This window comes from Lapillicoccus sp., assembly GCF_036559105.1.
GTDB lineage: Bacteria > Actinomycetota > Actinomycetes > Actinomycetales > Dermatophilaceae > Lapillicoccus.
Genome location: NZ_DATBTV010000004.1, coordinates 1 through 12,544 on the forward strand (window position 1 = coordinate 1; position 12,544 = coordinate 12,544).

At 71.6% G+C, this 12,544-nt stretch carries 16 protein-coding genes; 7 read left to right on the forward strand and 9 right to left on the reverse strand.

All coding sequences use genetic code 11. The features are described 5' to 3' along the window. The coding region (locus tag VIG79_RS00190) for a glycine--tRNA ligase (protein WP_331880586.1) at positions 1–1,368 on the reverse strand (1,368 nt) is incomplete at its 3' end. 1 nt (position 1,369) lies between these two features. On the opposite strand from VIG79_RS00190, the gene VIG79_RS00195 reads away from it, so the two are divergent. Genes VIG79_RS00195 through VIG79_RS00215 form a run of 5 tightly spaced genes read left to right on the forward strand, consistent with a single transcriptional unit; the run spans position 1,370 to position 4,965 of the window. After that, entirely contained in the window at positions 1,370–1,717 is a 348-nt protein-coding gene (locus VIG79_RS00195; RefSeq protein ID WP_331880589.1) for a DUF6703 family protein, read from the forward strand. Positions 1,718–1,758: 41 nt separating this feature from the next. Next, entirely contained in the window at positions 1,759–2,706 is a 948-nt protein-coding gene (locus VIG79_RS00200) for a metal ABC transporter substrate-binding protein (RefSeq protein WP_331880592.1), read from the forward strand. After that, positions 2,706–3,533 (forward strand): metal ABC transporter ATP-binding protein, encoded by an 828-nt coding sequence (locus VIG79_RS00205; RefSeq protein ID WP_331880595.1) that lies wholly within the window; start codon positions 2,706–2,708, stop codon positions 3,531–3,533. The genes VIG79_RS00200 and VIG79_RS00205 overlap by 1 nt, the downstream gene beginning before the upstream one ends. Continuing rightward, the gene (locus VIG79_RS00210) at positions 3,530–4,564 is read left to right on the forward strand and encodes a metal ABC transporter permease (protein ID WP_331880597.1); all 1,035 of its coding nucleotides are present in this window, start codon (positions 3,530–3,532) and stop codon (positions 4,562–4,564) included. Before VIG79_RS00205 ends, VIG79_RS00210 begins: the two co-directional genes overlap by 4 nt. A gap of 5 nt (positions 4,565–4,569) precedes the next feature. After that, positions 4,570–4,965: a Fur family transcriptional regulator gene (locus tag VIG79_RS00215; RefSeq protein WP_331880672.1), complete on the forward strand. Its 396-nt coding sequence runs from the start codon at positions 4,570–4,572 to the stop codon at positions 4,963–4,965. 176 nt (positions 4,966–5,141) lie between these two features. Here VIG79_RS00215 and VIG79_RS00220 read toward each other — a convergent pair whose 3' ends face one another. The 5 genes from VIG79_RS00220 to VIG79_RS00240 form a co-directional block, all read right to left on the reverse strand. Beyond that, the gene (locus tag VIG79_RS00220; RefSeq protein ID WP_331880600.1) at positions 5,142–6,662 is read right to left on the reverse strand and encodes an NAD(P)/FAD-dependent oxidoreductase; all 1,521 of its coding nucleotides are present in this window, start codon (positions 6,660–6,662) and stop codon (positions 5,142–5,144) included. Positions 6,663–6,736: 74 nt separating this feature from the next. Then, positions 6,737–7,516, reverse strand: a complete 780-nt coding sequence (locus tag VIG79_RS00225; RefSeq protein ID WP_331880603.1) for an isoprenyl transferase — start codon at positions 7,514–7,516, stop codon at positions 6,737–6,739. 6 nt (positions 7,517–7,522) lie between these two features. Next, positions 7,523–8,260: a DNA repair protein RecO gene (gene recO / locus VIG79_RS00230; RefSeq protein ID WP_331880606.1), complete on the reverse strand. Its 738-nt coding sequence runs from the start codon at positions 8,258–8,260 to the stop codon at positions 7,523–7,525. Between the two features lie 78 nt (positions 8,261–8,338). Continuing rightward, positions 8,339–9,025: a transcriptional regulator gene (locus VIG79_RS00235; RefSeq protein ID WP_331880609.1), complete on the reverse strand. Its 687-nt coding sequence runs from the start codon at positions 9,023–9,025 to the stop codon at positions 8,339–8,341. An 83-nt stretch (positions 9,026–9,108) separates the two neighbouring features. Continuing rightward, positions 9,109–9,543: a MarR family transcriptional regulator gene (locus tag VIG79_RS00240; RefSeq protein ID WP_331880612.1), complete on the reverse strand. Its 435-nt coding sequence runs from the start codon at positions 9,541–9,543 to the stop codon at positions 9,109–9,111. Between the two features lie 333 nt (positions 9,544–9,876). Between VIG79_RS00240 and VIG79_RS00245 the strand changes: the two genes are divergently transcribed. Both VIG79_RS00245 and VIG79_RS00250 read left to right on the forward strand, forming a co-directional pair. Next, positions 9,877–10,287, forward strand: coding sequence for a zinc-binding dehydrogenase (locus tag VIG79_RS00245; protein WP_331880615.1), 411 nt, complete (start codon positions 9,877–9,879; stop codon positions 10,285–10,287). Between the two features lie 131 nt (positions 10,288–10,418). Then, entirely contained in the window at positions 10,419–10,577 is a 159-nt protein-coding gene (locus tag VIG79_RS00250; protein WP_331880618.1) for a hypothetical protein, read from the forward strand. A 15-nt stretch (positions 10,578–10,592) separates the two neighbouring features. On the opposite strand, the gene VIG79_RS00255 is transcribed toward VIG79_RS00250, so the two are convergent. The 3 genes from VIG79_RS00255 to arsM are packed head-to-tail and all read right to left on the reverse strand — an operon-like array spanning position 10,593 to position 12,528. Then, positions 10,593–11,003, reverse strand: a complete 411-nt coding sequence (locus tag VIG79_RS00255) for an arsenate reductase ArsC (RefSeq protein ID WP_331880621.1) — start codon at positions 11,001–11,003, stop codon at positions 10,593–10,595. Then, positions 11,000–11,722 (reverse strand): aquaporin, encoded by a 723-nt coding sequence (locus tag VIG79_RS00260; RefSeq protein WP_414672555.1) that lies wholly within the window; start codon positions 11,720–11,722, stop codon positions 11,000–11,002. Before VIG79_RS00260 ends, VIG79_RS00255 begins: the two co-directional genes overlap by 4 nt. After that, positions 11,719–12,528, reverse strand: a complete 810-nt coding sequence (gene arsM / locus VIG79_RS00265; protein ID WP_331880623.1) for an arsenite methyltransferase — start codon at positions 12,526–12,528, stop codon at positions 11,719–11,721. Before arsM ends, VIG79_RS00260 begins: the two co-directional genes overlap by 4 nt. Positions 12,529–12,544 lie beyond the last annotated feature (16 nt).

The window sequence follows — 12,544 nt, forward strand, 5'->3', positions numbered from 1 at the left end:
CAGCTCGTCGCCCAGCTCGGCGATCGGGATGCGGACCTGCTCGAGCGAGTCACGGTCGCGGAGGGTGACGGTCTGATCCTCGAGCGTCTGGTGGTCGACGGTGACGCCCCACGGCGTGCCGATCTCGTCCTGGCGGCGGTAGCGCTTGCCGATCGAGCCGCCCTCGTCGTACTCGGCCTGCATGCGGCGGCGCAGGTCGGCGTAGACCTCTCTCGCGACCTCCGGCTGGCCGTCCTTCTTCACGAGTGGCATGACGGCGACCTTCACCGGCGCCAGCTTCGGGTGCAGGCGCAGCAGCGTGCGCGTCTCGCCCTCGACCTGCTCCTCGTCGTAGGCGTCGACGAGGAAGGCGAGCGTCGCGCGGTCGGCGCCGGCGGCCGGCTCGATCACGTGCGGGACGTAGCGCTCTCTCGTCGCGGTGTCGACGTACTCGAGCTTCTCGCGCGCGTGCTCGGCGTGTCTGGAGAGGTCGAAGTCGCCGCGGTCGGCGATCCCCTCCAGCTCCGACCAGCCGATCGGGAAGAGGTACTCGACGTCGCTCGTGTTCGACGAGTAGTGCGACAGCTCGTCCGCCTCGTGTGCGCGCAGGCGCAGGTGGTCGGGGCGGATCCCCAGCTCGGTGTACCAGCGCTCGCGCTCGTGCAGCCAGTGCTCGAACCATCTCGGCGCCTCCGCCGGCGCCACGAAGAACTCCATCTCCCTCTGCTCGAACTCGCGCGTGCGGAAGATGAAGTTGCCGGGCGTGATCTCGTTGCGGAACGACTTGCCGATCTGCGCGATGCCGAAGGGCGGCTTGCGGCGCGACGAGTTCATGACGTTGAGGAAGTTGAGGAAGATGCCCTGGGCGGTCTCCGGCCGCAGGTAGTGCAGGCCCGACTCGTCCTCGACGACCCCGAGGAACGTCTTCAGCAGGCCGGAGAACTGCCGCGGCTCGGTCCACTGGCCGCGGGTGCCGCAGTTGGTGCAGGCGATCTCGGTGAGCGGGATGGTGTCGGGGTCGACCTCGTCGCCGGACTTGGCCCGCTTCTCGGCGACCGCCTCCTGAAGGTGGTCGGCGCGGAACCGCTTGTGGCACGACAGGCACTCGACCAGCGGGTCGCTGAACGTCGCCACGTGGCCGGACGCGACCCAGGTCTCGCGCGGCAGGATGATCGCGGAGTCCAGGCCGACGACGTCGTCGCGCTGGATGACCATCGCCTTCCACCACTGCCGTTTGATGTTGTCCTTCAGCTCCACACCGAGCGGGCCGTAGTCCCACGCCGACCGGGTGCCTCCGTAGATCTCACCGCTCGGGTACACGAAGCCGCGGCGCTTGCAGAGGCTCACAACGGTGTCGACGGTGGTGCCGGGGGTGGTCAGACTGGCCATAGTGGCCAAGGTTATCCGCCGCTGGTACGCCCCCCTCGACACCCTCGATACCCTCGTCGGCGTGAGCCTGCCCTTCCGGTCGCGGGTGGAGCACGCCGCATACCCCGTGCTCGACCGCCTCGAGCGACTCCCCCGCGTCATCCCGTTCCTCGCCGTCATCGCCCTGATCGTCGTGGGGATCGTCGTGCCGCGCTGGGGCTTCCTCGCGAGTGCGCTGGTGGCCCTGGGGGTGGCGTTCCTCGTCTACTACACGTGGCCGCGGCTCACGCTGCCCGAGCGGATGTTGCGCCTGGCGGTGCTCGCGCTCATCGTGGCGATCACCGTCGTGCAGGCAGTCCCTCACGGCTAGGCGATTTTGACAATCATTCTCATTATGGGTACAAACGAGGTGTGCGTCGCGTTGTCCTCCTCGCCCTGGCCGCCCTGGCGGCCGGCGGACTGCTGTCCGCCTGCGGCGGCTCAGGGTCGGGTGACGGGGCGGCGGCCGGCCGCACCGCCGGGGGCCCGGTCTCGGTCGTGGCGTCGTTCTACCCGATCGAGTTCGCGGTCCAGCAGGTCGGCGGCGACCACGTCGCCGTCACCAGCCTGACGAAGCCCGGTGCCGAGCCGCACGACGTCGAGCTGAGCCCGCACGACGTCGCCAGGGTGGCCGAGGCGGGCCTGGTGGTCTACGCCAAGGGGTTCCAGCCGGCCGTCGACACCGCCGTCGACCAGGAGGGCAGCCTGCACGCCTTCGACGTGGCCCCCGTGGCGAACCTCGACCTCGCGGCCCCGCCCGAAGAGGATGAAGGCAGGACCCCCGCGCCGGACGCCGCCGCGGCCAAGGACCCGCACTTCTGGCTCGACCCCCAGCGCTACGCGGCCGTCGCGACCGCCATCGGCCAGCGGCTCGGAGAGGCCGACCCGGCCAACGCGGCGACCTACACCCAGAACGCCACGGCGTTCACCGACAAGCTCGGCGCGCTCGACGCCGACTTCCGCACGACCCTCGCGTCGTGCGCCCGCAAGGACCTCGTCACGAGCCACGCCGCTTTCGGGTACCTCAGCGAGCGCTACGGGTTCACGCAGGTCCCGATCGCCGGCCTGTCCCCCGACGTCGAGCCGTCGGCCGCGCAGCTCGCGCAGGTCGCGGACTTCGTCAAGAACCACGGGGTCACGACGATCTACGCGGAGACCCTCGTCGAACCGGCGTTCGCCGAGACCATCGCCAGGAGCACGGGCGCCCGTCTCGCCACCCTCGACCCGATCGAAGGGCTGACCAGCACCTCCGCGGGTCACGACTACCTTGAGGTGATGCGGTCGAACCTCGCCACGCTCAAGGCCGGCCAGGGCTGCTGATGACCGCTGCGGCCTCGGTCGAGCCGATCGTCTCGCTCCGCGGGGCGGCGTTCGGGTATGCGGACATCGCCGTGGTCCGCCACGTCACCCTCGACGTCTTCCCCGGCGAGGTCGTGGCGATCCTCGGCCCGAACGGCGCCGGGAAGTCGACGATCGTCAAGGGCCTGCTCGGGCTGAGCGACCAGCTCGGCGGCGAGGTCCTGCTGTTCGGCACCCCGCTCGACCGGTTCGGGCGGACCGGTGACCACGCCCGCCTCGGGTACGTCCCGCAGCGGCACACCCTCTCGGGGTCCGTCCGCGCGACCGCCGAGGAGATCGTCGCCACCGGACGGCTGGTACGCCAGTCCTGGTTCGGGCGCCCGTCGGCCACCGACCGCCAGGTGATCGCCCGCGCCCTCGACATCGTCGGCCTCGCCGACCGCGCCGGGACCGATGTCGGCACCCTCTCGGGTGGACAGCAGCGCCGGGTACTCATCGCCCGTGCTCTCGCCGCCCAGCCTGATGTCCTGCTCATGGACGAGCCGACTGCCGGGGTCGACACCGCCAACCAGCACGTCCTCGCCGAGGTGCTCGGCCGGCTGGCCGCTCAAGGCGTGACGATGCTGGTCGTGACCCACGAGATGGATGCGTTCGTCGAGGTCGTGACCCGCGTCGTGGTCGTCGACAGCGGCGGCATCGTCTTCGACGGGCCTCGTGACGTCTTCCTCGCGCGAGAGGCCGAGGTCCTGCACGAGCACCACAATTACCATCACGACCACGAGCTGTACGACTCGCGACCGTCGCTGACCGGCAACGCCGAGGCCGGGCCCACCGGGAGAGCGTCGTGACCGAGCTGCTCTCGTACGACTTCATGCAGCGCGCGCTGCTCGCGGCCGTCCTCGTCGGCCTCGTGGCCCCGCTGGTCGGCGTCTTCCTCGTCCAGCGCCGACTGTCGCTGATCGGCGACGGGATGGGCCACGTCGCCCTGGCCGGAGTCGCCGTCGGGCTGCTCACCAACGTCGCCCCCGTCTGGACGGCGCTGGTGGCCGCGGTCCTCGCCGCCGTGGCGATCGAGCTGATCCGGGCCTCGGGCCGCACACAGGGCGACGTCGCCCTCGCCGTGATCTTCTACGGCGGCATCGCCGCCGGCGTCGTCATCATCAGCAAGTCGTCGCAGGGCACCCCGGCCAACCTCACCGCCTACCTCTTCGGCGCCATCACCACCGTGAAGGCCTCGGACCTCTGGGTGTTCGCCGTCCTCGCGGTGCTCGTCATCCTCACCACCTGGCTGCTGCGTCCTCGACTGTTCGCGGTGGCCAGCGACGAGGAGTATGCGCGGGCGATGGGGATGCCGGTGCTCGCCCTCAACATCGCGCTGGCAGTCCTCACCGCCGTGACCGTCGTCGTGTCGATGCGGATCGTCGGTCTGCTGCTCATCAGCGCGCTGATGATCGTGCCGGTCGCCGCGGCGCAGCTGTTGGGGTCGTCGTTCCGCGCCACGATGCGCTGGGCCGTCGTCATCGGCCTGGTGTGCTCGGTCGGTGGGGTCGTCGTCTCCTACGAGGCGGACACCCCGTCGGGCGGCACCATCGTCGTCCTGGCGATCCTCGTGTTCGTCGCGGCGTCGGCCGGCCGGGCCGTGGTCACCCGGGTCCGCGCCAAGCAGCACGAGCGGGCCGAGACCCACGCGCACGAGCACGGGCCCGAGTGCGGCCACCCGGCGGTGTCACACCACGGCCACGTGGACTACCTCCACGACGGCCACCGCCACGCACCCCACGAGGGTCACTACGACGAGCACGACGGGTCGCACGCCACCGCTGGGGAGCCGCCCCACGAGGCCGGGACCCCGGCGCAGGAGAAGGCGGGCCAGCCGTGACGGGACTGACCGGGCACCCTCGCCGGCTCACCCGGCAGCAGGCGGCCGTGGCTGACGCCCTCGGCGGAGCGGACGACTTCACGTCCGCCCAGGACCTGCACGCACGGCTGCGCACCGAGGGCCACAAGGTCGGCCTGGCCACGGTCTACCGCGCACTGCAGACCCTCGCGGACCAGGGTCAGGTCGACGTCCTGCGCACCGACGAGGGCGAGTCGGTCTACCGCCGGTGCAGCACCGGCGCGCACCACCATCACCTGGTCTGCCGCTCCTGTGGACGGACCGTCGAGGTCGAAGGACCCACGGTCGAGCGGTGGGCCGACGCGGTGAGCGCGGAACACGGCTTCAGCGACGTGACCCACACCCTGGAGATCTTCGGGACCTGCTCGGACTGCTCAGACTGACGCCCCGCTGCGCGGCTGACCCGCTGCGCGCCTGACCCGCCCCTTGCTTGCCGAGAGGCCAACTTCGGTCCTTATTCGCGGCGAATGAGAACCGAAGGTGACCTCTCGGCGCGCAGGGGGCGCGGGAACGCGCATACGGCCGGCCCGTCGGGACTACCGGCCACGCGGAACGACTGTCAGCCGCGACGGGCCTCGAGGAGGCGCAGCCAGACCTCGCTGACCGTGGGGTACGACGGCACCGCATGCCACAGGTCAGAGAGTGTGACCCCGCCGATGATCGCCACCGTCGCCGAGTGGACGAGCTCGGCCGAGCCGGTCCCGACGAACGTCGCCCCGACGAGAACGTCGCGGGCGCGGTCGATGACGAGCTTGGCCCGCCCCACGTAGGCGTCCAGCAGCAGGGCAGCCCCGGACACCTGCGACATGTCGTACTCGACCGTCTCGACGTCGATCCCCAGGTCTCTGGCCGCCTGCTCGGTGAGCCCGACACTGGCCACCTCGGGCGACGTGAAGGTCACCGACGGGACGACTCGCTCGCTCGCGCGGTCCCGGAAATCCTTGCCCGCGGCGCGCTCACCCTCCCCCGCCCGCGCCGCGATCACGGCTCCGGCGATCCGGCCCTGGTACTTGCCCATGTGCGTCAGCAGGGCCCGTCCGTTGACGTCACCGACCGCATACAGCCATCGGCCGCTGACCCCGTCGACCTGCAGCTGGTCGTTCGTGCGGATGTACCCGTGCGGCTGGGTGACGGCGTCGGCGATCCCGACCGCCTCGAGCCCGAGGTCCTGGGTCGACGCGGTGCGTCCGGTCGCGACGACCAGCTCGTCGACGACGATCGACCGCCGACGGCCGATGTGCAGCGTGACGGGGCCACCGCTGATGTGGCCGATCCCGTTGTCCTTCGGCGACTTTCGGGACACCTCGAGGACCTTGGTCTCGGTGATCACCTTGGCGCCGCTCGCCTCCAGCGACCGGCGGACGAGGTCGCCGGCGAACGGCTCGGCGCGCGCCAGGATCCGATCACCCACATCGATAAGGGTCAGCTCCTCCACCCCGAGGCCGAGGAGCCAGGTCGCGGCCTCGCAGGCCACGACGCCGCCCCCGAGGATCGCGACCCGGCGCGGCACCTGGTGCAGGTTCGTGACGTCCCTCGAGGTCCAGGGCAGCGCCTGCCGCAGACCGGGGATGTCGGGGATCGTCGCGCTGGTCCCGGTGGCCACGATCACGGCGTGCCGCGCGGTGATGTCGCGGGCCGGGCCGTCGGAGTCGGCGACCTGCACCGTGCGGGTCCCGGTGAGCCGGCCGTGCCCTCGCAGCACGTCGATGCCGGCACCCTTGGCCCACTTCACCTGACCCGCGTCGTCGAGGTGGGAGGTGAACTCGTCGCGTCGTCCGAGGACCGCTTTGACGTCGATCCCCTTGGTACTCAACCGGGTTGCGAGCCCCTGCAGGCCTTCGGCCTCGGTGAACATCTCCACGGAGCGCAGCAGCGTCTTGCTCGGGATGCAGGCCCAGTAGGAGCACTCGCCACCGACCAGCTCGTTCTCGACGATCACCGCGGTGCGGTCGCTCCCCCGGATCGCATAGTCGGCGGCGTTCTCTCCGGCGGGGCCGCCGCCGATGACGATGACGTCCCAGGTGTCACGCACACCGCGGGTCTCACGGGCCGTGCGCGCTTCGGTCGAGGCTGGGGGCATGTCGGGACAGTATGCCGCGCCCGGTTGGGCGGTTGGGGTCGGGGGCGGCGCCTCGGCCAGGTGTAGCGCGATGTTCACGCGCGGTCGACGGCGCCTCCGTAGCGGCGGTCGCGACTGGCGTAGATCTCGATCGCCTCCCAGAGGTTGCGGCGGTCGAAGTCCGGCCAGAGCGTGTTGAGGAAGACCATCTCGGCGTAGGCGGACTGCCACAGCAGGAAGTTCGAGGTCCGCTGCTCGCCGGAGGACCTCACGAACAGGTCGACGTCGGGCATGTCGGGCTCGTCGAGGTAGCGGCCGATGGTCTTCTCGTCGATGCCGCCCGGTTTCAGCCGGCCCAGGCGGACGTCCTCGGCGATGCGGACCACGGCGTCGGCGACCTCGGCCCGGCCGCCGTAGTTCACGCAGAAGTAGAGGGTCAGGCCGGTGTTGTCGCGAGTGAGGTCCTGGGCGACCTCGAGCTCGTGGATGACCGACCGCCACAGGCGCGGGCGTCGCCCGACCCACCGCATCCGGACGCCCCACTCGTTCAGCTGGTCACGGCGCCGTCGGATCACGTCGCGGTTGAAGCCCATGAGAAAGCGGACCTCGTCCGGGGAGCGCCGCCAGTTCTCGGTCGAGAACGCGTACGCCGACAGGTGGGTCACGCCGACCTCGATCGCCCCGGCCACGACATCGAGCAGCGAGGCCTCGCCCGCCTCGTGCCCCTTCGTCCGGGGCAGTCCGCGGGCGTTGGCCCAACGGCCGTTGCCGTCCATGACGATGGCCACGTGCCTCGGGAGGACCTCGGCCGGGATCGTCGGTGGCCGGGCACCGCTCGGATGCGCGAACGGCGCCGCGTAGGGGCTGGTGGGCATCGCCGGTCAGCCCTGGGCGATGCGCTCGACGTGCCGCAGCGAGCGGACCCCGCGCTCGAGGTGCCACTGGAGGAACGCCGTCACCAGTCCACTGCCCTCGCGGCGTACGCGCAGGTCGGAGGCGTCGGCAAGGACCCAGTCCCCGCTGAGCAGTGCGGCCAGCAGCCGCAGCGTCTCCGGCGCGGGGGCCGCCGACCCGGGCGGGCGGCACACCGGGCATACCGCACCGCCCGCAGGGATGTTGAAGGCCGAGTGCGGCCCGGGGCCCCCGCACTTCGCGCAGTCGTGGAAGCTCGGCGCCCAGCCCGCGACCGCGAGCGAGCGCAGCAGGTAGGCGTCGAGGACCAGTCCCGGTTCGTGTTCGCCGCCGCCGAGCGAGCGCAGGGCGCCGGCGAGCAGGAGGTATTGCTGGGTGGACGGCTCGTGCTCCTCGGTGAGCCGCTCGGCCGTCTCCACCATGACGGTGGCGGCGGTGTAGACCGTGTAGTCCCGGGCGATGGTCTGCCCGTAGGTCGCCAGGCTCTCGGCCTGGGTCACCGTGTCGAGGTTGCGGCCCTCGTAGCACTGCACGTCGACGACCATGAACGGCTCCAGCCGTGCCCCGAACCGGGACTTGGTGCGGCGCACGCCCTTGGCCACGGCCCGGATCCGGCCGCGCTCCTTGGTCAGGAGGGTGATGATGCGGTCGGCCTCACCCAACGGGTGGGTGCGCAGCACGACGGCCTCGTCACGGTAGAGGGGCACGTCGGCCATTCTCTCCCAGGCGCGGACTCCTGCCCCCCCGGCGCGCGGCCGGGCGGTTACCGAGCTCGGACTTTCGCCCTAGCGCCCACCCCCCAGCTCCGCCGGGTCGTCCGTCTCGTCCGTCTCGTCACCCCTGTCGATCCCGAGGGTGGCCAGCAGGTCCTCGTGCAGCTCCATCCAGACGGTGTGGCAGGAGTCGACCCGCGGCCGGGTCACCCAGGCGGGCTCGCCGTTCACCGCCCGGGTCAGGGCCGCCCCGTAGCGCTGGTCGTAGCCCGCGAACCGGTCCAGCCGACCGCTCAGCACCGCGGCGACGTCGATGAGCTCGTCACCCAGGTCGGCCAGCTCGGCGAGCACGTGCTGGTCCCACACGATGTCGGAGTGGTCGTTCGGGCCGAGCGCGTCGTCCGGGGTCGGCCGCAGCTGCCACTCGGTGCAGGCCTTGAGCAGGCGCCCGTTGAACGGCAGGAAGCTCCGGTATGCGTCGTGCACCGGCTCCGCCGCGCCGGCGGCCGCGAGCTCGTCGGCCAGTCGCCGTTCGTCCTCCCGACGACCGGCGGTGGTCAGGGTCCAGCCCCCGGTCCCCGCGAACTCGACCCGGGTGACCCAGCCGTACGCCTCGAAGTCCAGCAGCAGCTCGTCGGACTCCGACCGGTCGAGGGCGAACCGAGCCGCCACCTCCCCCCCGTCGGCCATCCCCTTCAGCCGGACGGCGTGCAGGGTCAGCAGCTCGGTGGTCGACCGGTGCGCCGTCGTGGCTCCCATGGGAAGAGTCTAGGAAGCGGGTCGCGATCGGCGGTGGACGTGGACGCCCTGCGCGTACAGGTCCTCGCGGGAGACCGCCGGTGTCATTCTGGCCGTGGGTCGAGGAGCCGTTCCAGCAGAGTGCGGAGCCGGCGCTGCTCCGCCGGCGTCAGCGAGGCGGTCATCGGTGCCAGGGAGCTCCGCACCTCGGCCTCGAGCCGTCGCGCGAGGCGGGCACCTTCGGCGGTGAGGACGACGTCGACGGCGCGTCCGTCGGTCCGGTTCGGTGTCCGCCGGAGCAGGTTCCGGCGCTCGGCGCGGTCGACCAGCCCCGACAGGGTGGACCGTTCGAGACCGAGGTGGTCGGCCAGCCTCGACATCCGGACTCGGCGGTCCCGCAGGATCGCGAGAACCCGCAGCTGCGTCAGGGAGAGGTCGTGCACCGCGCTGAGCCGAGTCAGCGCGGCCATCGTCGCGAACCCCGCCTGCGCCAGGGCATCGACCAAGCCGTCGTGGTCGGTCTCCGGTGTGCTCGTCACGGATCAGATCCTCACTTGAGTCAGTTCGTGATACGACGTATTTTAGTGTGTAATACGAATCTTTAAGAGTTGCCGTGAAGGCTGCCGTGGTCACCTCGTTCGACACGCCACCGCGCTACGAGGACGTCGACACGCCGACCCCCTCCGGGCCCGCCGACCTCGTCGTCGACGTCGTCGCCGCGGGGCTCGATCCCCGCGTGCGGTCGCAGGCCGACGGGTCGCACTACTCGAGCACCGACGGGCTGCCGGTCATCCCGGGCATCGACGGTGTGGGCCGAGCCCCCGACGGGCGGGTGCGGTACTTCGTGCTTCCCGACACCCACCCGAGGATCGATGGCGGAGCGGACCGTCGTCGACGAACAGCGCAGCATCCTCCTCCCCGACGACGCGGACGTGGTCGCCCTCGCCGCCGCGATGAACCCGGCGATGTCCTCCTGGGTCGCTCTCCGCCGCCGTCTCGAGCTCCGGACCGGACAGCGCGTCCTGGTGCTGGGGGCCACGGGTAACGCCGGTCGTCTGGCCGTACAGGTGGCCCGGCATCTGGGCGCGACCGCCGTCGTGGCCGTCGGGCGCGACCGTCGGCGACTGGCCAGCCTTGGCGCCGTGGGCGCGACCGCCACGGTGGCCGTCGACGCCGACCCGTACACCGTCGCCGAACAGCTCGCCGAGGGCGCCCGCGACGTCGACGTCGTGCTCACTACCTGTGGGGCGAGCCGGCCGTCAGGGCGATGGTCGCGCTGGTGAGCGCGCGCGAGCCGCGGGAGAAGCCGCTGACGTGGGTCCAGATCGGCTAGGTGGCCGGCCGGTCGGCGCCCATCCCGTCCGCCGCGTTAAGGGCCGCCCGACTCGACATCGTCGGGAGTGGGCAGGGCTCGGTGACCACCGCGGAGATCCTCGCCGAGCTACCGTCGCTCGCCCACGAGATCTCGGCCGGACGCCTCACGGTCGACGCCAGGCCTGTCCCCCTGGCCGACGTCGAACAGGTCTGGCGGACCGACGAATACCCGAGCCAGCGGGTGGTCCTCCTCCCCTGACCGGTAGCGAAGGACTCACCCCTCGCTGGTCAGCTCCCGCAGCAGCGTCCGTACCCGCGCCCGGATGTCATCCCGGATGCGGCGGACCGTCTCGACCGGCTGCCCGGCCGGGTCGTCGAGCTCCCAGTCCTCGTAGCGCTTCCCCGGGAAGATCGGGCAGGCGTCGCCGCAGCCCATGGTGATGACGACGTCGGCGGTGCGGACGGCGTCGGTGGTGAGGACGCTCGGCACCTCGCTCGCGATGTCGATCCCCTCCTCGGCCATCACGTCCACGGCCACCGGGTTGACCTGGTCGACCGGCTGGCTCCCCGCCGAGAACACGTTCACCCGACCGGCGGCGAGCGCGGTGAGGTACCCCGCGGCCATCTGCGAGCGGCCGGCGTTGTGGACGCAGACGAACAGGACGCTCGGCCGGGGCTCGGTCATCGGCTCGTTCCTTCTGATGGGGCACGGAGGAGGCGGACCAACCCGTAGCCGAGGGCGGCGCCCACGACCTGCATGAGGACGAACGCCGGTACGGAGGCCGGGGCGATGCCGGCGAAGGTGTCCGAGAGCGTCCGCGCGAGTGTCACGGCAGGGTTGGCGAAGCTCGTCGAGCTGGTGAACCAGTACGCCGCCGTGATGTAGGCACCGACCGCCAGCGCCACCCGCAGTCGCGCGGAGCCGGCCGACCCGGACCGGCCCGCACCGTAGGCGACGAGCACCAGTCCTGCGGTCGCCACCACCTCGGCGACCCAGAGTCCGCCACCACCACGGTCGGTGGACGCGACCGTCACCGGCGGCAGGTCGAACATCACGTTCGCCGTCACGGCGCCGACCGCCGCGCCGACGACCTGGGCGGCGACGAGACCGACCGCATCCCGGCTCGACACCAGCCCGTCGGCCCGCTCCACGAGGACGACGACCGGGTTGAACGCCGCGGACACGGGGTGCAGCGCGAGGATCATCGCGGTCAGCACGGCACCGGTGACCAGGGCGTTCTCGAGGAGCTGCAGGCCCGGCTGGCCGGGCGACAGCCGAGCCGCGGCGATGCCCGAGCCGACGACGGCGGCCACGAGGAACCCGCTGCCTACCGCCTCCGCGGTCATCCGCCGGAGCAGCGAGCCCTCGATGTCGGAGCGGAGCTCCGCCGGGACCGCCGTCACGGAATGAGGGCCGGCTTGGTCGCGCGGACGATCGCGCCGTGCATCCCCGGCGCCGCCTCGTGGGTGAACTCGACGCTGGCGCCCTCGAACCCCACCGCCGCCAGGCCCTCGAGGTACTCGCGACGCGACAGGGCGCCGGCGATGCACCCGACGAAGGAGCCGCGTTCGGCCCGTTCGGCAACGGTCAGGTGGTCCTCGGCCACGACGTCGCTGATCCCTATCCGCCCACCGGGCGTGAGGACCCGGTACATCTCAGCGAGGACCGCGGGCTTGTCGACCGACAGGTTGACGACGCAGTTCGAGATGACGACATCGACGGCACCGTCGGCCAGCGGGACGTCCTCGATCGTGCCCTTGACGAACTCGACGTTGGTCGCGCCGGCCTTCGCGGCGTTGGCGCGGGCGAGGTCGAGCATCTCGTCGGTCATGTCGACCCCGTAGGCGTAGCCGGTCGGCCCCACGCGGCGGGCCGAGAGGAGGACGTCGATCCCGCCGCCGGAGCCCAGGTCGAGGACCCGCTCTCCGGCGTGGAGGTCGGCGACCGCCGTCGGGTTGCCGCAGCCCAGGCTCGCCGCTACCGCCTCCATCGGCAGCTCGCCGCGCTCCTGGGCCGAGTAGAGCGCCGACCCGAAGGTGTCGTCGATCTCCAACATCACCGGGCCCGACGCCGAGGCGGAGCCCGATCCACAGCACCCACCGTCGCTACAACCACAGCCACAACCACAGCCGTCGCTCTCGGCGCCGGAGGTCACCCTCAGCGCCGCCGCGGCGTACGTGTCGCGCACCTGCTCGCGCAGCTCGCTCATCGTCCACATCCTCTCG